The following is a 23,673-nucleotide window of genomic DNA, read 5'->3' on the forward strand; positions in this document are numbered from 1 at the left end:
TCAGAACGCTATCCGCATCGGAGGGGAATGTCAGCCGGAGGATCGGTCAAAGGATCACTTTCTGTGATTTTCTCTCGCCTTATCTGGGGTGTGAGATGCCCCTTTTGGTGGGGCCGTATCCCTTATGAACGCGCCAGTATGGTCCGATGAGCTGCCACAGGGCTTCGACCAGGCAAGACAGATGTGGCCCTGAGGTGAGAAGGAGAGTTTGATCACCCTTTACCGAGCGTGATGGCAAAGGATGTCAAGATCTTCGGCGTGTCGCCGCGACCGTGGCGGCGGCCGCTACCCGCAAGCCTGCCGTACGCAACGCTCGCGCCGCTTCCGCCAGCGTGGCACCGGTCGTCACGATGTCGTCCACAAGGACCACAGCGGCCCCAGGAGCGCCGCGCAAGCGGCCGGTGACCCTGAGAGAGGACCCGAGATTGGCGGCCCTCTCCGTAGCGCTCAGGCCCGCCTGATCGGCCACCCGCCGCGCCTGGGCGAGCGCCGGCGCCACCTCGGCCCGCACGCCGAGCGCCCGCAGCCGTCGTACGGCGAGCGCCGCCAGCCGCCCGACCGGATCATGCCCCCGAGCCCGCACGGCTCGCCGCGCACTGGGCACCGGAACCACCACCACGCCCCGGCGATCATCACGGCCGGGACCGTCACGACCACCACCACGACCATCATCACCACCACCACGGCCGGAACCGCCGCCAACACCACGGCCCGGGCCGGAACCGCCGCCGGCGCCACGGCCCGGGCCGGGATCGCCGCCGCCCAGCGCCGCCAGCACCACCGCGGCCAGCACCTCCGCCAAGGGCGGCCCCAGTCCGGTCCGCCCGCGTTCCTTGTAGGCCAGGATCGCCTCGCGCAGCGACCCCGCGTAGTCCCCGGCCGACCAGCACACCGGCAACCCGGGCGGCGCCGGGGCTGGCGGCCGGGGCGCCACCCCCGCCAGCCACCCCGCCAGGCAGGGCGGGCACAGCCGTCCGGAGCCGGAGGCACGGCAACCCAGGCAGAGCTGCGGCAGCAGAAGGTCGAGCAGTGCGGTGAACATGACACTGAGTTTGCACGTCGTCACCGACAGTTTCGCCGGCCGGACCTTCAGGCGCAGCGCAGCGGGAAGAGCGACGGACACCTCAAACCCGGACACCTCAAACCCGGAGGAACCTGAGGTGCGAACAGAAGACGACAGCCTAGGGAGGGTGCCCGGCCGAAAGGCCCAGGACCCGGGACCGAGGGCTCAGCCCAGGGGGAACAGCGGCGCCTGCACGTTCCCCTTCACCTTGGACGTCCACCCCTGTTCCTTGAACTCCAGGACCTCCGCCTCGTCCTCCGTCCCCGCCATGATCTTCTTCCCCAGCGCCGCAATCGTCTTGAGCCGCTTGTCCGAGGTCAACGTCACGGTCTCCCCGTCACCCACGTCGATCTCCTTGAGCGTCTGCCCCGCCTTCCCCTTCACCAGCACCAGCAGGTGCTCACCGTCCCGCCAGGCGATGTCCTGAACGGTCTCGTCCTCGTCGACACTCAGCAGCGACTGGAAGTTCCCCAGCGTGAGCTCGGCACCCCCACCGGTGATGGCCCCGACCCGCACCTCCTGCCCGCCGACCCCGACGGCCACGCGTACCCCGTCCCGGGACACCCGCAGCTGGGTCACGTCGGTCCCGTCCAGGTCGGGCGCGGCCACGGGGGCGGGCGGGGCGCCGCTGAGGTCGCTGCGCATCACGTGCCCGGAACGCGTCTCGTAGGCCCACAGCGACCCGTCCCGATGCCAGGAGGGCGCGGTGAACGTCCCCTGCATGACGCGGTTCCACTGGCCTTCGGCCGTCACGTCCACGGCGTAGATGCCGTCGCCCCCGACCGCGGCGACGCGCTCGCCGAACTTCGAGATGGCCGCCCCGGTGTAGCCGTTGGCCTGCCCGGCGGGGCCGAGGATCGGGTTCCCCGCGCCGTCCTGTCCGGTGCCGGTGTAGTACACGGCGCCACCGCTGGTGTAGTAGGCGGGGCTCTCGGTGGACGGGTACAGGTTCTCGGTGACGTCGTCCCTGAACGCGGAGATGAAGGGCTCGCCGTTGAGCACGACCTCGATCTCGCGCCCGGCGGCCACGTCTTTCAGGCTGGCCCACAGCTGCGCCTTCAAGCCGCCGCTGTCGTGCAGTTCGAGCTCGCCGCCGAGGTTGATCACGACCTTGGCGGTGGTGGCGGTGATGGACTCCACGCCGACGTTGCCGCCCACGGCGGTGCGCACCGCGCCGCGCAGGGCGTTGCTGGGGCCGTGGACGAGGCGCCCGACGATGGTCTCCGCGATGTTCTCGCCGGGCTTGAACCGCAGGTGGACGGCGTCGGAGACGAGGGCGTCCGCCCGGGGCTCGCCCGTGAGGTAGTACAGCAGCGTGGGCCGGTAGGCGCGGGCGACGTCGGCGGCCCGCATCACCAGGCCGTTGTCCAGGTGGTCGACGCGCCAGCCGCCGGCTTCCTTCTTCATCCGGAACTGGCGGCCGGGCTTGCCGGGGATGGGCACGTAGCGGTCGTCGTCCTCGATCTGGGCGATCGTCTTGCCGGTGAGCTGGACGTTGCCCTCCGCCGACGCCTTGGCGGCCCCGTCCTCCACGACGGTGATGGGCCCGGCGGGCTTCCACTCGTTGCGCGCCCGCTGGGTCAGGTACTCCGGCAGCGTCTTGGGGTCGTCCGGGTAGGCGGCCATGGCGGCGAGCAGGCCGTCGACGACGTCCTCCGGCGTCCAGTCGGGCTGGGGCGGGAAGGCCAGCATGCGCACGAACGGCTTGGTCATCGGGTCGCCCAGCGACTCCTCGACGGCTGCCGGGTTGCCCACGGGGATGACCGCGCACCCGCACGAGAGCGCGGCCACCAGTGCGAGCGCGGCCCCGAGCGCCCTGCTAGACGACGTCTTCATGGAGTTCCCCCGTGGCGGGCGACAGCACCGGCGTCATGTGGCCGCGCCAGGTGCGGCGCATCTCCACCTCGGGCGGCACCAGCGACAGCGGCGAGCCCTTGAGGTCGGCCCCCGCCGTCCTCGGCAGCGTGAGGCGGAACTGCGAGCCGTCCCCCGGCTGTCCCCACGCCTGCAGCCAGCCGCCGTGCAGCGTGGCGTCCTCGCGGGAGATGGCCAGGCCGAGGCCGGTGCCGCCGATGGTCCTGGCCCGGGAGGGGTCGGCCCGCCAGAAGCGGTCGAAGACCATGTTGTCCTCGCCCGCCTTGAGCCCCACCCCATGGTCGCGTACGGCTACCGCCACCGCGTCCCGGTCGGCGCCGACGGAGACCACGATGTCCTTGCCCTCGCCGTGCTCGATGGCGTTGAACAGCAGGTTGCGCAGGATCCGCTCGACCCGGCGGCTGTCGATCTCGGCCATGCACGGCTCGTTGGGCAGGCGCAGCTCGAAGCGGGTGGAGTGGCGCTCGGCCAGCGCCTCGGAGTCGGCGATGGCGCGCAGGACCACGTCGCGCACGTCGGTGGAGTCGAGGTCGAGCGTGGCGGCGCCGGCGTCGTAGCGGCTGATCTCCAGCAGGTCGGCCAGCATCGACTCGAACCGTTCGAGCTGGGCCTGCATGAGCTCGGCCGAGCGGGCGGCCATCGGGTCGAAGTCCTCGCGGGCGTCGTAGAGGAGGTCGGCGGCCATGCGCACGGTGGTGAGCGGGGTGCGCAGCTCGTGGGAGACGTCGGAGACGAACTGCCGCTGGACTTGGGAGAGCTCTTCGAGCTGGTGGATCTTCAGCGCGAGGTTGGCGGCCATCTCGTTGAAGGAGGTGGCCAGGCGGGCCAGGTCGTCCTCGCCGCGCACCTTGAGGCGTTCGTCGAGTTTGCCGGCTGCCAGGCGCTCGGCGGCCTGGCGGGCCAGCCGTACCGGAGTGACGACCTGACGGGCGACCAGGTAGGCGATGGCGGCCAGGAGCAGCACGAGGCCGACGCCCACGACGATGAGCACCTGGCGCACCGAGGAGAGCATCTCGCCCTCCTGCGTGAGCGGGAAGAAGTGGTAGAGCTCGTAGGAGCGGTAGGTGGTGTTCTCCGGGACGGTCACGATGGTGCCGGTGGCCAGGGTGGGCCTGGGCTCGCCGTTGACCGTGACGGAGGTCAGCCAGGAGCGTGTCGTGTCGTACTTGTGCGCCTCGACGGCATTGGTCAGGTACTCGCGCAGGGGCACCGGGATGTCGGCGGGCTCGACGTTGCCGACGGCGCGGGACCTGCCGGGCTGCGCCGGGTTGAGGACGAGCAGCTCGTAACGCATGCGCGGGGCGTTCTCGCTGACGCCGGCGATGGAGTTGAGCACCTGGTCGAGCGGGTCCTGCGTCCTTTTCTTACCGTTGTCGGCGGCCTTGGCGTCCTCGGGCTGCTTCTGGGTGAGGGCGGCCGCGATCTGGGTGCGGTCGTTGAGCGCCTCGTACAGGGCGGCGCTGGTGCGGCCGTTGATGACGTTGTCGTTGATCTCCTGGAACAGGAAGACGCCCAGGACCGCGACGACGGTCACGGAGATCACCAGCGTGCTGGTGACCACCTGGAGCTGGAGTGAGCGGCGCCAGACGCGCCTGACCCTGCCCGCCGCGCGCCTGGCCCGCCGCCGGACGCCGCCGATGATCTGGCGGAGTGTCCGGCGGCGCCGGGTCTTCTTCTTCGTCGGGGGCATGGGATTCCGGGTGGCCCGGTCGTCAGGCCGGTCCGGCCTTGTAGCCGACGCCGCGGACCGTCACCACGATCTCGGGGTGCTCAGGGTCCTTCTCGATCTTGGCGCGCAGGCGCTGGACGTGGACGTTGACCAGGCGGGTGTCGGCCGCGTGGCGGTAGCCCCAGACCTGCTCCAGGAGGACTTCACGGGTGAAGACCTGGCGCGGCTTGCGGGCGAGGGCGACGAGCAGGTCGAACTCCAGCGGGGTGAGGTTGATGGTCTCCTCGCCGCGCTTGACGGAGTGTCCCGCCACGTCGATGGTGATGTCGCCGATCTGCAGGATCTCGGGGGTCGGCTCGTCGGTACGGCGCAGCCGCGCCCGCACCCGCGCCACGAGCTCCTTCGGCTTGAACGGCTTGACGATGTAGTCGTCGGCGCCGGATTCGAGTCCGAGCACGACGTCGATCGTGTCGCTCTTGGCGGTGAGCATCACGATCGGGACCCCCGACTCCGCCCTGATCCTGCGCGCGACGTCGATGCCATCCGCCCCCGGCAGCATCAGGTCGAGCAGGACCAGGTCCGGGCGTGTATCCCGGAACGCGTCGAGGGCCTTGTCGCCGTCGGAGACAAAGGATGGTTCGAAGCCTTCTCCGCGCAACACGATGCCAAGCATCTCGGCGAGAGCAGCGTCGTCGTCGACGACCAGCACGCGACCTTTCATGGCCCCTCATTCGTTCTACGCATTGTGGGACATACCCGCATGATTGCTGTAGGTTACCCTTGCCCAGCTCATGGGTGTGACCCCAGCACATCAAAAGCCGAATTTTAGACTTGATGCGGCGTCCACCTTCTCAGTCTGCGGTAAGCGGCGGACTTTCGGCCATCCCTCAACCGTAATGCCCAGGGACTTCAGCGCACGAAACAGCCGCGCGACCGCAATGAGTCGTCCACCATGCCAGGATTGGGATATGTCAGACGGTCCTACGCCCGAAAGGCCACCGGGATGGTCGGCCGAGCAGCCTCCACCCTACGGCGCGCCGCCGGCCTCCCCATGGACCGCGCCCGGATCCGGCCCGGAGCAGGTCTCGTACGGCCAGCCGTACGGCGACCAGCCCCCGCCCCCGCCGTACGGCGCGCAACAGCAACCCCCGCCGCCGTACCACGCTCAGCAACCCCCGCCGCCACCGCCGCCCGGCTACGGCTACATGCCGCCGCCGCAGGCGTTGCGGCCCGGCATCATCCCCCTGCGCCCGCTGGGACTGGGTGACATCCTCGACGGCGCCATCAAGTTCATCCGCTCCAACCCCAAGGCGGTCCTCGGCCTGTCGGGCGTGGCCGCCGCGATCGCCTCGGTGCCGCTCGCCATCGCGCTCGCGGTGCTGAACGGCCAGATGCTCTCGCTGAGCAACGACCCGGAGAGCATCAGAAGCGGCGACTACCTCTCCAGCCTGCTCGCCGGCTACAGCGGCGTCATCGTCTCGACCCTGGTCGGCTTCGTCGTGACCACGGTGCTCACCGGCATGCTGACCCGCATCCTGGGCCGCTCGGTGTTCGGCGGGAAGGTCACGCCCGGCGAGGCGTGGAACCTGGTCAAGGGCAGGATGCCGGCGTTGTTCGGCGTGGTGATCCTGGTCGGCCTGGTCATGCTCGCGCCGTTGCTGGTGCTGGTGCCGCTCCTCGTCGTCCTCGTCGCGAACACCGGCTCCGCCGAAGGCGTGGCCGGGCTGCTCGGGCTCACGCTCCTGCTGATCCTGGCCTACGTCGTGTACACGCTGTTCTTCTACACCAAGTTCGCCTTCGCGGCGCCGATCGTGGTGCTGGAGGGCCGCGGGCCCGTGGACGCCATGCGGCGCTCGTGGCGGCTGGTGAAGGGCGACTTCTGGCGCGTGCTCGGCATCCTGCTCCTCACCGGCCTCCTGGCCTACCTCGCCAGCAGCCTGCTGAGCATGCCGTTCAGCGTCGCCGCGCAGTTGCTGACGATGGCCGGCGCCGGGGGTGGCGGCGCCGGCGTGATCGCGATCAGCGCCGTCCTCATCGCGATCGGATCCACGCTCGCCTCGATGATCGTCTATCCGCTCCAGGCCGCGATCGCCGGCCTCCTCTACGCCGACCGCCGGATGCGCAGCGAGGCGTTCGACCTCGTCCTTCAGACCGCGGCGCTCGAGCAGCAGCGGCAGGGCTGGGTGCACTCCTCGGCCGACGAGCTCTGGCACCCGTCGAACGCCGCCGGATCGTGACCCCGATAGGCCGGGACGAGGCGCAGGGCCGGGCCGTCGAGGAACTGCTCAAGCCCGAGTACCAAAAGGAAGACTGGCTCGCCTACGTCCTCAGAATCGGCCGGCAGTTCCTCGGCGACCTGCTCGACGGCACGGGGAGCAGCGCGGGCGGCATCGTCGCGGCGATCGTCGTCGGGCTGGTCATCCTGGCCCTGGCGGGGCTCGTCTTCTGGGCGCTGCGCAAGGCGCCGCTGCGCCGGGCCCCCGCGACCGGCGCCATCTTCGGCACCAAGACCATGACCGCCGCCGAGCACCGCGCCCTGGCCGAGCGCATGTCCGCCGAGCAGCGCTGGGGCGAGGCCGTGCAGGAGCGCCTGCGCGCCATCGCCCGCGACCTCGAAGAGCGCGCGCTGGTGACCGACATGCCGGGCCGTACCGCCGACGAGCTCGCCGCGGAGGCCGGTACGGCGCTGCCCGCCTTCGCCGGCGAACTGGCCGCGGCCGCCCGCTCCTTCGACGACGTCACCTACGGCGGCATGCTCGGCACCCCCACCGCCTACACCACCATGACCTCTCTGGACCAGCGGCTCCAGGCGGCCAGACCGGTGCCCGCATGAGCGTGAGCACCTCGCACACCGCGAGCTCCCTGTGGGGGAAGTGGCGGTTCTGGGTCGGCCTCGGCGCGCTCCTGGCCGTCGTCGCGATCATCGTCGTGATCCTGACGCCCACCGGCCAGTCCCGCCGCCTCGACCCCGACGACACCTCGCTGAACGGCGCCAAGTCGCTCGCCCAGCTGCTGCGCCAGCGCGGCGTCACCGTGGACAGGGTCGACACCGTCGAAGCCGCGCTGGCCAAGGGCGGCAACCGGCTCCTGCTGATCACCACCACCGCCTACATCCGGAAGGACCAGGCCGAACTCCTCGCCGGACTGCCCGGTGACCGCGTGCTCATCGGCGCCGGCGCCGCCCTGGAGACCCTGGCCCCCGGCGTCACCACCGAGCCGGGCATGGCCCGCGCGCGCTCCAGAGAGCCCAAGTGCACGCTCCAGGCCGCCACCTCCGCCGGCAGCGTGCACATCGGCGGCGACCAGTTCCAGGGCGGCATGGGCTGCTACCCGGGCCGCGAAGGCAGCACGCTGGCGCAGGTCCTGGCCTCCGGCAACAAGGTCACCGTCCTCGGCAACGGCGACTTCATGACCAACCTGCGCCTGGACGAGGACGGCAACGCCGCGCTCGCGCTCAACCTGCTCGGCGGCAAGTCCGCCGTCACCTGGCTGGTGCCCACGCCGCCGGCGGCCGGCGGCCTGCAGGGCGAGGAGGGCAAGCCGCTGAGCGCCCTGATCCCCGCGAGCATCCCGTGGGGCGTGGCCATGGCCTGCCTCGCCGTCCTCGTCACCGCCTTCTGGCGCGGGCGCAGGCTCGGGCCCGTGGTCGTGGAGAAGCTGCCCGTCGTGGTGCGCGCCACCGAGACCGTCGAGGGCAGGGGCCGCCTCTACCGGGCCAGGCGGGCACGGGAGCGGGCCGCCGCCGTCCTCAGAGCGGGCACGATCGACCGGCTGACGCCCCGGCTCGGCCTCGCCGCGGGCGCCGGGCAGCACGAGGTCGTCGCCGCGCTCGCCGTACGCACCGGGCAGGACGCGCAGCACGTCGGCGCCGCCCTGTACGGCCCGCCGCCCGCAGACGACGCCGGGCTCGTCACCCTGGCCCGATACTTGGAACACATCGAAAGGATCGTCCGTGAACACTGAGGAGACCACGCGCGTCGCGGGCAGGGGCGACTCGGCCAGAGAGGCGCTCGGCGCGCTGCGGGCCGAGGTGGCCAAGGCCGTCGTGGGCCAGGACTCGGTGGTGACGGGGCTGGTCATCGCGCTGCTGTGCCGGGGGCACGTGCTGCTCGAAGGCGTGCCCGGCGTCGCCAAGACGCTCATGGTGCGCACGTTGTCGTCGGCGCTGGCCCTGGACTTCAAGCGGGTGCAGTTCACGCCCGACCTGATGCCGGGCGACGTCACCGGCTCGCTCATCTACGACGCGAAGACGGCCGAGTTCGAGTTCCGCGAGGGGCCCGTCTTCACCAACCTCATGCTCGCCGACGAGATCAACCGCACGCCGCCGAAGACGCAGGCCGCGCTGCTGGAGGCCATGGAGGAACGCCAGGTCAGCGTCGAGGGCGCGGCGCGCAGGCTGCCCGACCCGTTCATCGTGTGCGCCACCCAGAACCCCGTCGAGTACGAAGGCACCTACCAGCTGCCCGAGGCCCAGCTCGACCGGTTCCTGCTCAAGCTGACCGTGCCGCTGCCGCCGCGTGACCAGGAGATCGCCGTGCTGGAGCGGCACGCGCGCGGCTTCGACCCCCGTGACCTGTCGGACGTCAAGCCCGTCGCCACCGCCGAGGACCTCGCCGCCGGTCGCGAGGCCGCCGCGGGCGTGCACGTGGCGCCCGAGGTGCTCGGCTACATCGTCGACGTCTGCCGGGCCACCAGAAACTCGCCGTCGCTGCAGCTCGGCGTCTCGCCGCGTGGCGCCACGGCGTTGCTGGCCGCCTCCCGGGCGTGGGCGTGGCTGTCCGGCCGGCCGTACGTCACCCCCGACGACGTCAAGGCGCTGGCCCGTCCGGCGCTCCGCCACCGCGTGCAGCTCAGGCCGGAGGCCGAGCTGGAGGGCGCGACCGCGGACGGCGTGCTCGACGGCATCCTGGCCTCGGTCCCGGTCCCGCGCTGATGGCGCTCACGGGGCGGGCCGCGCTGGTCGCGGCGGTGGGGATCGTGGTGGTGCTGCTGGCGCCCGACCCCGGGTTCGCGCTGCTCGGCTGGCTGCTGGTGCTGATCGCCGCGATCATCGTGGACCTGGTGTTCGCGGGCGCGGTCCGGCCGCTGCGTTTCCGCCGCTCTGGCCACACTCTGGTACGGCTCGGCCAAAGCGGCACCGTCGAGCTGATCGTGGAGAATCCCGGCAGCCGCCGGGTCAAGGGCGTGCTCAGGGACGCCTGGGCGCCGTCGGCCGGGGCCACTCCGCGTGCGTTGCCCCTGGACGTCCCCGCCGGGGAGCGGCGGCGCCTCACCGTCACGCTCACGCCGACGCGACGCGGTGACCGCTCGTCCGAGTCCGTGACGGTGCGCGCCGTCGGCCCGCTCGGCCTGGCCGCCCGGCAGGGCAGCCACAGCGTGCCGTGGTCGGTGCGGGTGCTGCCGCCGTTCCTGTCGCGCAAGCACCTCCCCTCGCGCCTGGCCAAGCTGCGTGAGCTCGAAGGCCAGCACCCGGCGCTCGTGCGCGGCCAGGGCACCGAGTTCGACTCGCTGCGCGAGTACGTGGTCGGCGACGACGTGCGCTCCATCGACTGGCGGGCCAGCGCCCGGCGCCACGACGTGGTCGTGCGCACCTGGCGGCCCGAGCGCGACCGGCGTGTCCTCATCGTGCTGGACACCGGCCGCACCTCCGCCGGCCGGGTCGGCGCCGCCCCGATCCCGCTGGCCGGCGACATGGGCAGGCTGCCCGTCGAGCAGCTCGGCTCCCGTGCCGCGGCCGGCCGGCCGGCGCCCGGCTGGCCGCGCCTGGACTGGTCGATGGACGCCGCCCTCCTCCTGGCCGCGCTGGCCGCCCGGGCCGGGGACCGGGTGGACTTCCTGGCCTACGACCGGGCCGTGCGCTCGTGGGTCTCGGGCGCCTCGCGCACCGAGCTGCTGACCTCGCTGGTCAACGCCATGGCCCCGATCGAGGCGGAGCTCGTCGAGGCCGACTCGCCCGGGATGGTGGCCAACATCCTGTCGCGGGCCAAGCGGCGCTGCCTGGTCGTCCTGCTCACCGACCTGAACGCCGCCGCCCTGGACGAGGGGCTGATGCCGGTCCTTCCGCAGCTGTCCTCCCGGCACCTCGTGCTCGTGGCCGCCGTCTCCGACCCCCAGGTCGCCGGGATGGCCGGGCGCAGGGACACGGCCGAGGAGGTGTACGAGGCGGCGGCGGCCGAGTACACCCGCATCGAACGCCGCCGGATCACCGCGCGGCTGCGGCGGCACGGGGTGGAGGTCGTGGACGCCGCCCCCGAGGACATCGCCCCCGCGCTGGCCGACGCCTACCTCGCGTTGAAGGCCGCCGGGCGCCTCTGACTGGACGCCGCGCGCGGCATTTCGCGCGGGCCGCGGCGGCCTGTCACGTCTCGCAGCCGTCGCTGTCGGCCGCCATCAGGAAGCTGGAACGCGAGCTGGACGTGCCCCTGGTCCGGCGCGGGCAGCGCTTCGCCGGGCTGACCCCGGAGGGCGAGCGGGTGCTGCTGTCCTCGACGACGAGGAGGACCTCGGCGAGGTGCGCACCAGCCCGCTGTACGAGGAGCGCTACCTGCTGCTGAGCCCGTCCGGCGGTGAACTGGCCGGATCGGGCTGGCGGTCCTGCGCCGGCTCAAGGCGTTCGACGTGCACCTGTACTACACCGACCGGCGCCGTCTGCCCACCGAGGTCGAGGAGGAGCTCGGCCTCACCTTCCACCCCGACGCCGCCTCGATGGCCCCGCACTGCGACGTGGTGACGGTCAACGCCCCGCTGCACCCGGAGACCGAGGGCCTGTTCGGCGACGAGCTCATCGCCACGATGAAGCGCGGCGCGTACCCGCGCCCGCCGACCACCCCTGGCGCAGCATGCCGCACCACGGCATGACCCCGCACATCTCCGGCTCCTCCCTGTCGGCCCAGGCCCGCTACGCCGCCGGCACCCGCGAGATCCTCGAGTCCTGGCTGGACGGGACGCCGATCCGCGAGGAGTACCTCATCGTCGAGGGCGGCGCCCCGGCCGGGGCGGGCGCGCACTCCTACTCCACCCGGTCACGTTGACGCGCAGGCGCAGGCGCCGGTCCAGTGCAGGGCGATGTACGGCTCGGCCCGGCCCCAGTAGCGGACCCGTTCGCGGGTGATGCGGTACGGGGCGCGGTCCTCGCCCGGGGCCGGGCAGGGTATGGGGATGTCCAGGATGCCGATGTCCTGGTCGATGTGGGTCAGCAGGCCGTGGCAGGGGCCGCCGAGGCAGATGGCGTTGCAGTCGGCGTTCATGCCGGGTACGCGTGGGTCTCGGCGGCCTTGACCGAGGCCCAGATCTGCTGGCCCGGCGTCAGGTCGAGGTCGGCGACGGCGGCCGGGGTGATGTCGGCGAACGCGGTGACCGGGCCGTCGAGGTGCACGCGGACGTTGTCGCCGTGCCGTTCGATGCCGTCGATGGTGGCCTGCCACAGGTTGCGCGGGCTGCCGTCCGGCCGGGAGCGGTACAACGCCACCGCCGCCGGAGGGAACGCGACGAAGGCCGGCCCGTCGAGGTGCTCCGAGGTGTGCACCAGCAACTTCCCGACCTTGACCCCGCCCGCGCCGTCCGCCACGCCCCGATACAGGTTGAGCCCGACCAGCCGGGCCACGTAGTCGGTGCGCGGGCGGCGGGCGACGTCGGCCGGGGCGCCCTGCTGGACGACGGCGCCGTTCTCGATGACGATCAGCCGGTCCGCCAGCACCATGGCGTCGAGCGGGTCATGGGTCACCAGAACCGTGGCCCCGTCGAAGGCGGCCAGGTGGCGGCGCAGCTGGGAGCGGATCTCCAGCCGGGTGTGGGCGTCGAGGGCGGCCAGCGGCTCGTCCAGCAGCAGCAGCTCGGGCCGCACCGCGAGCGCCCGCGCCAGGGCCACCCGCTGCGCCTGCCCGCCGGACAACTGCCGCGGCTTGGCCGACGCCCTTTCCGTCAGCCCGACCCGTTCGAGAAGCTCGGCAGCGGTACGGCGGGCCTCGGTCTTGGCCACGCCCTGGCAGCGCGGGCCGAAGGCGACGTTGTCCAGCGCGCTCAGGTGCGGGAAGAGCAGATAGTCCTGGAAGACCATGCCGATCGGGCGCTGCTCGGCGGCCAGCGTGTGCAGGGGGCGGCCGGCCAGGACGATCTCCCCGTTCTGCGCCAGGGCGGTCAGCCCGGCCAGGGCGCGCAGGGCGGTGGTCTTGCCCGCGCCGTTGGGCCCGAGCAACGCCACCACCTCGCCGGAGGCGACCTCCAGGGTGATGTCCAGGGTGAAGGCGGGCCGGTTGACGACCAGCCGGGCGTGCAGGCTCGGATTCACGGTGTGCTCACCCACCGATCGCGCAGGCTGGCCAGGATGATCACCGAGACGGCGAGCAGCACGAGGCTCAGCACGATGGCCGCCTCCGGCTCGGTCTCCAAGGCCAGGTATACGGCCAGGGGCATGGTCCGGGTGGTGCCGGGGAAGTTGCCGGCGAACGTGATGGTCGCCCCGAATTCCCCCAGCGCCCGGGCCCAGCACAACACCGCCCCCGCCACCACGCCGGGCAGCACCATGGGCAGCGTCACCCGCCGGAACACGGTCCACCGCGAGGCGCCGAGCGTCGCGGCCGCCTCCTCGAAGCGCTGGTCGGCCCCGCGCAGCGCGCCCTCGACGCTGATGACCAGGAACGGCATGGCCACGAACGCCTCGGCCACGATCACCCCCGCCGTGGTGAACGGCAGGGTGATCCCGAACGTGGCCTCCAGCCATTGCCCGGCCAGCCCCCGCCGCCCCAGGACCAGCAGCAACGCCACGCCGCCGACCACCGGCGGCAACACCAGCGGCACGGTCACCAGCGCCCGCACCACCCGCCGCCCGGGAAAGGAGACCCGGGCCAGCAGCCAGGCCAGCGGCACCCCGAGCAGCAGGCACACGGCTGTGGCCACGGTCGCCGTCACCAGGGACAACCGCAGCGCCTCCAGCACCTGCGGCTCGGCCAGCCGTACGAGAAGGGTGGACCACGGCGCGCGGACCAGCAGGCCCGCCAGCGGCAGGACCAGGAACGCCAGCCCCACCAGCGCGGGCACGACCAGCATCCAGGGCAGCCGCGCCTTCCGGCGCGCGGGCGGAGGCCCGGCGGGCCGGCGATCGAGCGGACTCGGCGTGCTCATCCCGGATCAGGGGGCTTCGAAGCCGGCCTTGGTCAGCACGTCCTTGCCCTGCTGCGACAGCACCAGATCCACGAACTGCTTCGCCAGGTCTCCGGCCTTCGACAGAGTGGCGATCGGATAGTCGTTGATCGCCTGGTTCGCCTCGGGGAAGGCGATGCCGGTCACCTTGCCCTTGGCGGCGAGCACGTCGGTCTTGTAGACCAGCGCCGCGTCCACCTCACCCAACTCCACCTTGGTCAGCGTGGCCTTGACGTCCTGCTCCAGCGTCACCGGCGTGACCTTGAGCCCGGCCGCGCCCAGCGCCTTGACCGCGGCGGCCCCGCACGGCACCTGCTCCGCGCACAACGCCACCTTCACCTTGGCGTCGGCCAGGTCCTTGAGCTCGTCCACCTTGGCCGGATTGTCCGGCGGCACGGCGATCTCCAGCTTGTTGCGCACGAACCTGGCCGGCGCGGCGGCCAGCGACGCGTCGGTCACCGTCTTCATCGTGGCCGGGCTGGCCGCGGCGAACACGTCGGCCGGGGCGCCCTGGACGATCTGCTGGGCCAGCGTCGCGCTGGAGCCGAAGTTGAACCTCACCGTCGTGCCCGGATGCGCGGCCTCGAAGCTCTTGCCGAGCTCGGTGAACGTCCCGGTCAGCGATGCCGCCGCGAACACCGTCAGCTCCCGGGCCTTCGCCGACGGGGCCTGGGACGGCGCCGCCGTACTCGCCCCACACCCGGACACACCCACCAGCGCGAGCGCGACGGGCAGGGCGATCGCCCATCGGGAAAGACGCCTGAACACCACAGGGGCTCCTCACGAATGACTGGCCACACGTTCGTGGCCCGGAATCTCCACGACGACGTTGGTGGACTTGATCACGGCGACCGCCACGACGCCCGCCTCCAGCCCCAGCTCGTCGGCCGCCAGCCGGCTCATCAGCGACACCACCCGGTACGGCCCGGCGGCGATCTCCACCTGCGCCATCACCGCATCGCGCACCACGTCGGTCACGATCCCGCGAAAGCGGTTGCGCGCCGACGAGCGACCCCCGTCATCGCTCGCCTCGATCTGCGACCTCGCGAACGCGGCCAGATCAGCGCCGTTGACCCGCCGATGGCCGTGCTCGTCCCGCTCGGCGCCCAGCCGGCCCGCGTCCACCCAGCGGCGGACCGTGTCCGCGCTGACCCCGAGCAGAGCCGCGGCCTCGCTGATCCGAAACGTCGTCACAAGCCCTCACCATACCTTCCGCACATTCCACCCTGAAGACCGGTCTTCCGCCGCAGGAGCGACACAATCTACGATTCTGCCCTCGCATCCACGGGTCACGGCGCGTCGAGTCCTCAACCTCCCGCGGCCCCGAGAAGCACACGTTGACCGGCCCGCTGCCGAAGAGACCGGCGAGGTCTCACCGAGCCGCATGCCTTGACAGGCAGCCATTCGGCTGCCTAAATTAAAGGCAGCCAGAAGGCTGCATATCGATGGGCGGCAACCCGATGACGAGGACGCGCATGGACGAGGTGTTCAAGGCACTGGCCGATCCGAGCCGGCGCGCGCTGCTCGACTCGCTCAACGCCCGCAACGGGCAGACGCTGCGCGAGCTGTGCGCAGGACTCGACATGGCCAGGCAGTCCGTCAGCAAGCACCTCGCGGTGCTGGAGACGGCCGGGCTCGTCACCACCGTACGGCGGGGCCGGGAGAAGCTGCACTACCTCAACGCCGCACCCGTGCACGAGATCGCCCACCGATGGATCAGCCGCTACGACCAGGCCAGGGTCCAAGCCCTGGCGGACCTGAAACTCGCACTGGAGGAGACCCCGATGGACGCGCCGACCTTCGTCTACACCACCTACATCCGCACCACCCCGCAGAAGCTCTGGCAGGCGCTGACCGAGCCCGCCTTCACCCGCCGCTACTGGGCCACGGAGTTCACCACGGACTGGTCCGCCGGCTCGCCCATGACCTGGGACAACCACGGCGTGGTGCTCACCGACCCGGAGCAGGTCGTGCTGGAGGCCGATCCCTACACGCGGCTCTCCTACACCTGGCACGCCATCACCCCGGAGCTCGCCAAGCGCTTCGGCTGGGACGACGAACTCCTCACCCGGCTGGCCGGCGAACCCCGCTCGAAGGTCACCTTCACGCTCGAGGAGAACGCACCGGTCGTGAAGCTCACCGTCGTACACGACGGCTTCGAACCCGGATCGGCCCTGGCCGAGATGGTCAGCCACGGCTGGCCGAACGTGGTGGCGAGCCTGAAGACGCTGCTGGAGACCGGCGAACCGCTGCCGGACGATGCGTGACCTCCCCGATCGGGGCTGAACGACATCACGACCATCCACCCCAAGCCGCCACCCCCAGCCTGGCCCGAGCCCCCGGCTCGGTGCCAGGCTGGAATCGCTTCTCACCATCATGGGACCGGACGACCCCCTCGGCGAAACCGTCACGGTGTCCTACCTCCCGGACGGCGACGACTACATCGTCCTGGCGTCACATGCCGAGACCACCTTGACGGCCGCCCTGCACACCGCCAGTGCCGCGACGCTCACCGATCAGCAGATAGCGGTCGACATCACCATGCTCACCGGCCCCGCCCAGCAGGGCATCCTGCTCAGGAGGCTCCTCAAGCACGCCTCCGTCTACGAGCGACACGAGGTGACGCGGCACCGCCAGGTTCCCATCGCCCGCCTGACGCCGCGCCGCGGGCCCGTGCCCGGGTGCTCGATCGCGTCTCCTGGGCTTCCCTGAAGGCCAAGCGGGCAGTCCAGGACTCTTGCCGGCAGGAAGTCCTCTATGACTGCGTGGGGTGTTAACCAGTAGGCCGAACGCGCGGAGCGTAGCGGAGCACCTTGCCTTTGTCGTTCAGGCTGTGGGGGCCAGGTCGGGGGCCAGGTCCTGGTCGCCGGTTTCCTGGGCCTGGGCGGCCCTGCGGCCGAAGACGTACACGTACGCCAGGAAGGCGATCAGGGCCACTGCGCCGATCGTGATGCGGGCCCAGGTGGGCAGGCCCGAGGGGGTTACGAAGGCTTCGATCAGGCCTGAGACGAACAGGACCACCACCAAGCCCAGGGCCACGCTCATGACCGCTCTGCCCTGTTCCGCTATCGCGTCGGAGCGTTTGCGTGGGCCGGGGTCGATCACCGTCCAGCCCAGTCGCATGCCCACCGCGGCGGCCAGGAAGACTGCCGTCAGTTCCAGCAGGCCGTGCGGGGTGATCAGGCCGAAGAAGATGTCCAGTTTGCCGCGGGAGGCCATCAGGCCGCCGGAGACTGCCACGTTGGCGGCGTTCTGGAAGAGCAGGTACGGGATCGGGAGGCCCATGAAGATGGCGCCGATCAGCATCACCGCCGCCACCCACGCGTTGTTGATCCAGACGCGGCTGGCGAAGGAGGCGGCCGGGTTCTCCGAGTAGTAGTCGGCGAAGTCGTGTTCGACCAGTTGGGTGACCTCGTCGGGGCTGGCGATGGCCTGCTGGACCTCGGGGTTGGCGGCCACCCAGGCGCCGATGATCCAGGAGGCCAGGACGAAGGCGACCGTTGTCGCCAGCCACCACCAGCGGGCCCGATAGGCGACGACCGGGAAGGAGACCGTGAAGAAGCGGATGAACTCCTTCCAGGCGGGCACATGCGCTCCGGTCACTGCCGAGCGGGCCCTGGCCACCAGGGCCGAAAGGCGGCCGGTCAGCATCGCGTCGGTCGATGCGGAGCGGACAATGGAGAGGTGGGTGGACACGCGCTGGTACAACTCGACGAGTTCGTCGACTTCCGCGCCGGTCAACCGGCCGCGTTGCTTGACCAGATGATCCAGCCGATCCCAGGTGGGGCGGTGCGCGGTGATGAAGGCGTCGATATCCACCTGACCATTCTCACCGACTAGGCTCCCGGTATGTCCGAGGTTGTGACGGGAGACGCCGTCGTCGTCGAGGTACGCGTGGCGCAGATGCTCTCGCGGGCGGCCGCGCTGCTGATCGACATGATCGTGCAGATCGTGTTGATGGTCGGCACCTACTTCCTGTTGCTCGGATTCTCGGTGATCAGCGATCCGGCGTTGTTCGCGGCGGTCAACATCATCATGGTCGTGACGGTGATGGTCGGCTATCCGGTGATCTTCGAGACGCTCACCCGGGGGCGCAGCCTCGGCAAGCTGGCCATGGGGTTGCGGGTGGTCGGCGACGACGGCGGGCCGGAGCGGTTCCGGCAGGCGCTGATGCGGGGGCTGGCCGGGGTGCTGGAGTTCTGGTTGCTCTACGGCGCACCGGCGTTGATCACGTCGCTGATCTCGCAGAAGGGCAAGCGCCTCGGGGACCTGTTCGCGGGGACGATCGTGATCTCGGAGCGGGTGCCGCGGGACAACACCCAGATGATCGTGATGCCGCCGCCGCTGGCCGCGTGGGCGGCGACGCTGGAGCTGTCGCAGTTGCCCGATGGCGTGGCCACGGCCGCCCGGCAGTACCTGGCCCGCTGGCATGACCTCGCGCCCGCCGTACAGCACGAGATGGGGGTGCGGATCGCCACCCAGATGGCCTCCTACGTCACGCCCGCCGCCCCCAACGGCGTGCCGCCGCACGCCTACCTGAGCGCCGTCCTGGCCGAGCGCCGCCGCAGGGAGGAGGTACGGCTGGCCCGCCGTACCCAGCAGCCCGCGGCCCCCATGCAGCCGACGCACAGCCCGGCCCCTCAGCCCCCCATGCAACCGACGCACGGCGCGGCCCCTCAGCCCCCCATGCAGCCGTACGGCCCGGCCGCCCGGCCCCCGGCGCCGTGGCCCGGCCAGCCGGCGCCCCAGGGGTACGGCGCGGCCCCGCCGCCCACGGGCCGTCCCGTCCACCCGGGCCCCCCGATGCCGCCGCAGCCGGGGCCGTCCATGCCGCCGCCGCGTCCGACGCCGGAGCCCCCGGCGACGACCCCCGGCGGCTTCGCCCCGCCCGCCTGAGACCGGCGCGTACCCGGGTCAGTACCCGTACTGCGTCTGCGTGTTGAGGACCTTCAAGATCACCTTCTTGGCCGGATCGGTACGCGGGTCGTCGATCCGCAGCACATCCAGCCCCATCTGGATGTCACTGCTGTAGATGTGCCCGTTGTAGTAGTAGGCCGACCAGGACCCGGCGATGTCCCGCCCCTTGTACGGCTCGCGCGCGTAGTGCCCGATTTCCTGGGGAGCGGCCGAGTCGGTGAAGTCGAAGACCGAGACCCCGCCCTGGTACCACGCCTGGACCATGATGTCGCGCCCCTTGACCGGCAGCAGGGACCCGTTGTGCGCCACGCAGTTGTACCGCCCGCTCAGGTGCCGGGGGATCTTGAAGTACGCCTGCTTGACCAGCTCGCCATCGTGAATGTCGTAGATGGCGTCGGCCCCGCGCGAGGGCCCGGTGGCGGCGTCGCAGACTCCGGCCGCGCCACCGCCCAGTTCGTCGGTGAAGACGACCTTGGTGCCCGCGTTGTTGAAGGTGGCCGAGTGCCAGAAGGCGAAGTTCGGGTCGCTGACCCGGGTGGTGACCTTGGGGTGTTCGCGGTCGGAGATGTCCAGCAGGACGCCGTCGCCCATGCAGGCCCCGGCGGCGAGGTTCTTGGCGGGGTAGACGGTGATGTCGTGGCAGCCGCTGGTGGTGGAGCCGCCGCTCTGGCCGGGGAAGAGCACCGGGGTGGCGACGACCTTGGCGGCGGTGGGCTGGTCGAGGGGCACCTTGACGATGGAGATCTTGTCGTGGGGCGGTTTGCAGCCGGCCAGGATGCTGCCCGGCCCATACGACGAAACATACAAATAGACCGACTTGCCAGACTTGTCCGGCACGAGGGTGTGGGTGTGCGAGCCGCAGTCCGTCTTCACGGCCTTGATGTACTTGGGCCGGGCCTTGTCGCTGATGTCGAAGATCCGGATGCCTTCCCAGGATCCCTTGTCGGTCGGCGAGCCGTACTTGCTGGAGCAGGAGTCGCCCGAGCGCGATTCGTCCACGGACAGGAAGAGGAGTTTCCCGGTCACCGACACGTCGTTCTGCGCCCCCGGGCAGGCGACGCGGCTGACGACGCGGGGCTTGGCCGGGTCCTTGATGTCGTAGACGGTGAACCCGTTGTAGTTGCCCTGGTAGGCGTACCGGCCCTGGAAGGCCAGGTCGGTGTTGTACGCCGCTTCACCGGCGAAGGGCTTGGGGACGTTGGCCACGAGGGTGATGCGGGAGGAGGCGGGGGCCAGCCCGGCGAGGGCCAAGGTTGCCGCCATCACGATTCTGCCGACTAGGGACACCACATGTCCCACTATGTCAGCACGCGAGCGCGCCGCCGCCACCGCGTGCGGTGACGGCGGCGGCACCCTGGCGTGCTACCTCCACTCGGGGTAGGACTCCTGGGTCTGCGGGTTCAGGTGGTCGAGCCGGACGTGCTTGGCCCGGTTCGTGAGCCGGTCGTTGATCTGGAGGACGTCCAGACCGAGGTTGAAGTCGGAGCCGTAGATGTAGCCGTTGTAGTAGTAGGCGGACCAGATGCCGCCGGACAGCGCGGGCGCGGTGTTGTCCGGGCCGCGCTCGTACCAGGCGATCTCCCGCGGCTGGGCCGAGTCGGTGAAGTCCACGACGGAGATGCCGCCCTGGTACCACGCCTGGACCATGATGTCCCTGCCCTTGACCGGGATCAGCGAGCCGTTGTGGGCCACGCAGTTCTCGGTGTCGGCCTGGACGCGCGGGATCTTGAAGTAGCTGCGGAACTCCAGCTGGCCGCCGACGATGTCGTAGTAGGCGTTGGCGCCACGCGTCGGGGAGATGGTGGTGTTGCAGGTGGCCCGGCCGCCGCCGCCGAGCTCGTCGGTGAAGACGACCTTGGTGCCGGCGTTGTTGAAGGTGGCCGAGTGCCAGAACGCGAAGTTGACGTCATCGCGCACGGTCGCGGTGACTCTCGGGTTGAGCCGGTCGGAGATGTCCATCAGGACGCCCTCGCCCATGCAGGCGCCGGCGGCGACGTCCTTCTCGGCGTAGACGGTGATGTCGTGGCAGCCGCTGGTGGCCGACTTGCCGTCCGGGTAGGGCAGCGGGAGGCCGGGGTTGCCGCCGTCGGGGAAGAGCACCGGGGTGGCGACCACGTGGGCGTCGGTCGGCTTGCGCAGCGGGACCTTGATGATGGAGATCTTGTCGTGCGGGACGTTGCAGTCGGGGAAGGTGGCCGACGGGCTGTACGACGAGACGTACACGTAGAGGTTCCGCCACGCGTCGCGGCCCTTGCCGGGCACGAGGCTCAGCGTGTGGGAGCCGCAGTTCGTCTCGACCGACTTGATGTACTGGGGCTGCGCCTTGTTGCTGATGTCGAAGATCCGGATTCCTTCCCAGGATTCCTTGATCGAGGCGCTCTGACCCGTGCTGCTGCAGGAGTCGTTGTTGCGGGAGGAGTCGACGGCGGCGAACAGCAGGTTGCCGTGCACCGAGACGTCCATCTGGCCACCCGGACAGACCACGCTGCTGACCAGCCGGGTCCGCTTCGGGTTGGCGATGTCGTAGATCGAGAAGCCGTAGTAGTTACCGACGTAGGCATATCTGCCCTGGAAAGCGATGTCGGTGTTGATGTCGGTGAGCGCAGCGGGCTTGGGGACGTTCGTCACCTGCCGCATGTTGTCGCTCATGACCACTTCACCAGGGGCGGGGATGTCCGCCGCCGATGCGGGGAGCATGCCTCCGGCCAGGACGGTGGCGGTGCCGATCACGATGAGGGCCCTGCGGAATAACACTCAGTCCTCCTATAAAGGGGGCATAAATGAAGAAATCATTCTACGAATCATGAACGAAGGCCAGCTCGCAAGCTGTCAAACTTTGTGGCGCTTTGCCGTCTTTCATCCGGTGCCTCCGTCGTCTAGAGTGACCGTTTACGGCATGGGGCAGTCAGGGAGGCCAGTTGCGCGTCGCGCTCATCGTCGTCATGGGCGTGGGAGTGGCCCTCGCCGGTTGCACCAGCGCGAAGGAGCCGCCGCCGCGCGCCGACTCGACGGCTCCCGTCATAGCGCCCGGCAGACCCGGTGAGACCGCCAGGACGCTGTCACCCGCCGAGGCGGCGACAGCCGTACCCTCGCCCACGGCCAACGCCGCGGACATCAAGTTCATGCAGGACATGGTCATCCACCACCGCCAGGCGCTGGACATGTCGGTGCTCGCCCCGACCAGAGCGGCCTCGGAGAAGGTCAAGGGCCTCGCCTCGCGCATCAAGGACGCCCAGGGACCCGAGATCCAGTACATGAGCACGTGGCTGCAGCAGCAGGGCCAGAAGGTGCCCGAGCACCACGCGCAGCACCAGGGCATGCCGGGCATGGCCACGCCGCTGCAGCTGGAACAGCTCAAGGCGGCGACGGGGAAGGCGTTCGACAAGCTCTACCTGGAGCTGATGATCAACCATCACCAGGGCGCCATCAAGATGACCGGGCAGGTGCTGACCGGCGGCACGCACATCCGGGTCGAGGAACTGGCCAACGACATCGGCGTCGGCCAGACGGCCGAGATCCGCCGCATGCGCGAGATCCTCGCCGCGCTCTGAGCGACGTCAAAGGTACGGCCCGCCCGGGCAGTGCGGGCCGTACCCGGAGAAGGGCCTACCAGCCCCAGCCGCGCTCGGGGTAGCGGGACTGGGTCTGCACGTTCAGCAGCGGCACCCGGACGCGGTTGGCCGGGTTCGTCCGCCGGTCGTCGACCTTGAGCACGTCGAAGCCGCGGGCGATCTCACTGCCGTAGATGTAGCCGTTGTAGTAGTAGGTGGACCAGTAGCCGCCCAGCACGATCTGCGAGGGGTTGATCGGGCCGCGGTCGAAGAAGGCGATCTCCCTCGGCCGGGAGGAGTCGGTGAACTCCCAGACGGACAGCCCGCCCTGGTACCACGCCTGGACCATGATGTCGCGGCCCTTGACCGGCAGCAGGGACCCGTTGTGGGCCACGCAGTTCTCCTGCTCGGTCTGCGGCCGGGAGATCTTGTAGTAGCTCTTGAAGACCAGCCGGTGCCCGCGGATCTCGTAGATCGCGTCGGCGCCGCGGTTCGGGCCCTGCGCGGCGGTGCACATGGCCTCGACGCCGCCGCCGAGCTCGTCGGTGAAGACGACCTTGTCGCCGTCGTTGTTGAAGGTGGCCGAGTGCCAGAACGCGAAGTTCGGGTCGGTGGTCCTGGCCTTGATCCGCGGGTTCTCGCGGTCGCGGATGTCGAAGATCACGCCATCGCCCATGCAGGCGCCGGCGGCGATGTCCTTCTCGGCGTAGACGGTGATGTCGTGGCAGCCCTGGGTGGGCAGGAGGAGCCCGGGCTGGGTCTCGTTGCCGCCGTCGGGGAAGACGACCGGCGTGTTGACCACGGCCGCCGCCTGCGGGTTGGCGATCGGAACCTTCACGACCGAGACGAGGTCGTGCGGCGGCTGGCAGTCGGGGAAGTCGGCGGCCGGCAGGTAGGAGGAGACGTAGACGTAGAAGAACCGCTTGGCGTCACGGCCCTTGGCCGGCGCGATCGTGTGGGTGTGGGAGCCGCACTTCGTCTCGACGGACTTCACGTAGCGGGGATTGGCCGGGTCGCCCACGTCGAAGATGCGCAGGCCCTCCCACGAGTCCTTGAGCGTCGCGCTCTGCGGCGTGCTCTGGCAGGAGTCGTTGTTGCGCGAGCTGTCAACGGAGGTGACGAGCAGGTTGCCGAGGATCGTCACGTCCATCTGGCCGCCCGGGCAGCTCACCGTGCTGACGAGCTGGGGCGATTTCGGATTTTTGATGTTGTAGATCGAGAAGCCGTTGAAGTTGCCAACGTAGGCGTAGTTGCCCTGGAACGCGATGTCGCTGCTAATGGCGGCGCCCGCCGGCAGGTCGAGGTGTGCTTCCAGGCGGATGTTGTCGCTTTTGACGACGTCGTCCGCCGCGTGCGCGGGGAGTCCTGCCCACGAGGTCACCAGCGCCAGTGCTGCTATGGCGACCAGGCGGGGTAATGCAGTGATCTTCACCAAGAGCCTCCTACAGAGAGAAGTGCCC

The 23,673-nt window shown here is 70.6% G+C and carries 25 protein-coding genes; 12 read left to right on the forward strand and 13 right to left on the reverse strand.

What is annotated here, in order from left to right; translation table 11 throughout:
* Positions 1-244: 244 nt before the first annotated feature.
* The 4 genes from FVE25_RS30085 to mtrA all read right to left on the reverse strand — a co-directional run bounded on the left by FVE25_RS30085 (position 245) and on the right by mtrA (position 5,328).
* Positions 245-1,042, reverse strand: a complete 798-nt coding sequence (locus FVE25_RS30085; protein WP_157250461.1) for a ComF family protein — start codon at positions 1,040-1,042, stop codon at positions 245-247.
* Positions 1,043-1,228: 186 nt separating this feature from the next.
* Complete coding sequence (locus FVE25_RS30090; RefSeq protein ID WP_157250462.1) at positions 1,229-2,899, reverse strand: LpqB family beta-propeller domain-containing protein; 1,671 nt, start codon at positions 2,897-2,899, stop codon at positions 1,229-1,231.
* A complete protein-coding gene (mtrB, locus tag FVE25_RS30095) occupies positions 2,883-4,628 on the reverse strand; it encodes an MtrAB system histidine kinase MtrB (RefSeq protein ID WP_157250463.1) in 1,746 nt (581 codons plus the stop codon). The genes FVE25_RS30090 and mtrB overlap by 17 nt, the downstream gene beginning before the upstream one ends.
* 22 nt (positions 4,629-4,650) lie before the next feature.
* Positions 4,651-5,328, reverse strand: coding sequence for an MtrAB system response regulator MtrA (gene mtrA, locus FVE25_RS30100; protein WP_043620615.1), 678 nt, complete (start codon positions 5,326-5,328; stop codon positions 4,651-4,653).
* A gap of 247 nt (positions 5,329-5,575) precedes the next feature.
* Here mtrA and FVE25_RS30105 point away from each other — a divergent pair, with 247 nt between their 5' ends.
* The 8 genes from FVE25_RS30105 to FVE25_RS55495 all read left to right on the forward strand — a co-directional run bounded on the left by FVE25_RS30105 (position 5,576) and on the right by FVE25_RS55495 (position 11,638).
* Positions 5,576-6,844, forward strand: a complete 1,269-nt coding sequence (locus FVE25_RS30105; protein ID WP_246267643.1) for a DUF7847 domain-containing protein — start codon at positions 5,576-5,578, stop codon at positions 6,842-6,844.
* Positions 6,841-7,440, forward strand: coding sequence for a DUF4129 domain-containing protein (locus tag FVE25_RS30110; RefSeq protein ID WP_157250464.1), 600 nt, complete (start codon positions 6,841-6,843; stop codon positions 7,438-7,440). The genes FVE25_RS30105 and FVE25_RS30110 overlap by 4 nt, the downstream gene beginning before the upstream one ends.
* Entirely contained in the window at positions 7,437-8,570 is a 1,134-nt protein-coding gene (locus FVE25_RS30115) for a DUF4350 domain-containing protein (protein WP_157250465.1), read from the forward strand. The genes FVE25_RS30110 and FVE25_RS30115 overlap by 4 nt, the downstream gene beginning before the upstream one ends.
* Positions 8,560-9,540: an AAA family ATPase gene (locus tag FVE25_RS30120; protein ID WP_157250466.1), complete on the forward strand. Its 981-nt coding sequence runs from the start codon at positions 8,560-8,562 to the stop codon at positions 9,538-9,540. Before FVE25_RS30115 ends, FVE25_RS30120 begins: the two co-directional genes overlap by 11 nt.
* Complete coding sequence (locus FVE25_RS30125; protein ID WP_157250467.1) at positions 9,540-10,922, forward strand: DUF58 domain-containing protein; 1,383 nt, start codon at positions 9,540-9,542, stop codon at positions 10,920-10,922. Before FVE25_RS30120 ends, FVE25_RS30125 begins: the two co-directional genes overlap by 1 nt.
* Positions 10,919-11,161 (forward strand): LysR family transcriptional regulator, encoded by a 243-nt coding sequence (locus FVE25_RS30130; RefSeq protein WP_425489514.1) that lies wholly within the window; start codon positions 10,919-10,921, stop codon positions 11,159-11,161. The genes FVE25_RS30125 and FVE25_RS30130 overlap by 4 nt, the downstream gene beginning before the upstream one ends.
* Before the next feature lie 64 nt (positions 11,162-11,225).
* On the forward strand, positions 11,226-11,465 hold the full coding sequence (locus tag FVE25_RS55490; protein WP_246267645.1) for an NAD(P)-dependent oxidoreductase: 240 nt from the start codon (positions 11,226-11,228) through the stop codon (positions 11,463-11,465).
* Positions 11,462-11,638 (forward strand): hypothetical protein, encoded by a 177-nt coding sequence (locus FVE25_RS55495; protein WP_246267647.1) that lies wholly within the window; start codon positions 11,462-11,464, stop codon positions 11,636-11,638. The genes FVE25_RS55490 and FVE25_RS55495 overlap by 4 nt, the downstream gene beginning before the upstream one ends.
* On the opposite strand, the gene FVE25_RS30140 is transcribed toward FVE25_RS55495, so the two are convergent.
* The 5 genes from FVE25_RS30140 to FVE25_RS30160 are packed head-to-tail and all read right to left on the reverse strand — an operon-like array spanning position 11,630 to position 14,939.
* A complete protein-coding gene (locus tag FVE25_RS30140; RefSeq protein WP_157250468.1) occupies positions 11,630-11,854 on the reverse strand; it encodes a hypothetical protein in 225 nt (74 codons plus the stop codon). The two genes, FVE25_RS55495 and FVE25_RS30140, sit on opposite strands and share 9 nt — an antisense overlap.
* The gene (locus tag FVE25_RS30145) at positions 11,851-12,909 is read right to left on the reverse strand and encodes an ABC transporter ATP-binding protein (RefSeq protein WP_181019754.1); all 1,059 of its coding nucleotides are present in this window, start codon (positions 12,907-12,909) and stop codon (positions 11,851-11,853) included. Before FVE25_RS30145 ends, FVE25_RS30140 begins: the two co-directional genes overlap by 4 nt.
* On the reverse strand, positions 12,891-13,727 hold the full coding sequence (locus tag FVE25_RS30150; protein WP_157250470.1) for an ABC transporter permease: 837 nt from the start codon (positions 13,725-13,727) through the stop codon (positions 12,891-12,893). The genes FVE25_RS30145 and FVE25_RS30150 overlap by 19 nt, the downstream gene beginning before the upstream one ends.
* A gap of 6 nt (positions 13,728-13,733) precedes the next feature.
* Positions 13,734-14,516 carry a molybdate ABC transporter substrate-binding protein gene (gene modA, locus FVE25_RS30155; RefSeq protein ID WP_157250471.1) on the reverse strand — a complete coding sequence of 261 codons (783 nt, stop codon included), beginning with the start codon at positions 14,514-14,516 and terminating at the stop codon, positions 13,734-13,736.
* 9 nt (positions 14,517-14,525) lie between these two features.
* Positions 14,526-14,939 carry a TOBE domain-containing protein gene (locus FVE25_RS30160; protein ID WP_157250472.1) on the reverse strand — a complete coding sequence of 138 codons (414 nt, stop codon included), beginning with the start codon at positions 14,937-14,939 and terminating at the stop codon, positions 14,526-14,528.
* Positions 14,940-15,220: 281 nt separating this feature from the next.
* Between FVE25_RS30160 and FVE25_RS30165 the strand changes: the two genes are divergently transcribed.
* Complete coding sequence (locus FVE25_RS30165; RefSeq protein ID WP_157250473.1) at positions 15,221-16,012, forward strand: ArsR/SmtB family transcription factor; 792 nt, start codon at positions 15,221-15,223, stop codon at positions 16,010-16,012.
* A gap of 109 nt (positions 16,013-16,121) precedes the next feature.
* Positions 16,122-16,457, forward strand: a complete 336-nt coding sequence (locus tag FVE25_RS30170; RefSeq protein ID WP_157250474.1) for a hypothetical protein — start codon at positions 16,122-16,124, stop codon at positions 16,455-16,457.
* A 114-nt stretch (positions 16,458-16,571) separates the two neighbouring features.
* On the opposite strand, the gene FVE25_RS30175 is transcribed toward FVE25_RS30170, so the two are convergent.
* A complete protein-coding gene (locus tag FVE25_RS30175) occupies positions 16,572-17,564 on the reverse strand; it encodes a stage II sporulation protein M (protein ID WP_157250475.1) in 993 nt (330 codons plus the stop codon).
* Between the two features lie 30 nt (positions 17,565-17,594).
* Between FVE25_RS30175 and FVE25_RS56460 the strand changes: the two genes are divergently transcribed.
* Positions 17,595-18,641, forward strand: coding sequence for an RDD family protein (locus FVE25_RS56460; RefSeq protein WP_157250476.1), 1,047 nt, complete (start codon positions 17,595-17,597; stop codon positions 18,639-18,641).
* An 18-nt stretch (positions 18,642-18,659) separates the two neighbouring features.
* On the opposite strand, the gene FVE25_RS30185 is transcribed toward FVE25_RS56460, so the two are convergent.
* Positions 18,660-19,925 (reverse strand): LVIVD repeat-containing protein, encoded by a 1,266-nt coding sequence (locus tag FVE25_RS30185; protein WP_157250477.1) that lies wholly within the window; start codon positions 19,923-19,925, stop codon positions 18,660-18,662.
* A gap of 99 nt (positions 19,926-20,024) precedes the next feature.
* A complete protein-coding gene (locus tag FVE25_RS30190; protein WP_157250612.1) occupies positions 20,025-21,359 on the reverse strand; it encodes an LVIVD repeat-containing protein in 1,335 nt (444 codons plus the stop codon).
* Between the two features lie 221 nt (positions 21,360-21,580).
* Here FVE25_RS30190 and FVE25_RS30195 point away from each other — a divergent pair, with 221 nt between their 5' ends.
* The gene (locus FVE25_RS30195) at positions 21,581-22,213 is read left to right on the forward strand and encodes a DUF305 domain-containing protein (RefSeq protein ID WP_157250478.1); all 633 of its coding nucleotides are present in this window, start codon (positions 21,581-21,583) and stop codon (positions 22,211-22,213) included.
* Between the two features lie 55 nt (positions 22,214-22,268).
* Here FVE25_RS30195 and FVE25_RS30200 read toward each other — a convergent pair whose 3' ends face one another.
* Positions 22,269-23,645, reverse strand: coding sequence for an LVIVD repeat-containing protein (locus FVE25_RS30200; protein WP_343046167.1), 1,377 nt, complete (start codon positions 23,643-23,645; stop codon positions 22,269-22,271).
* Positions 23,646-23,673: the final 28 nt, after the last annotated feature.

It is taken from the genome of Nonomuraea typhae (assembly GCF_009760925.1).
Classification (GTDB): Bacteria; Actinomycetota; Actinomycetes; order Streptosporangiales; family Streptosporangiaceae; genus Nonomuraea; species Nonomuraea typhae.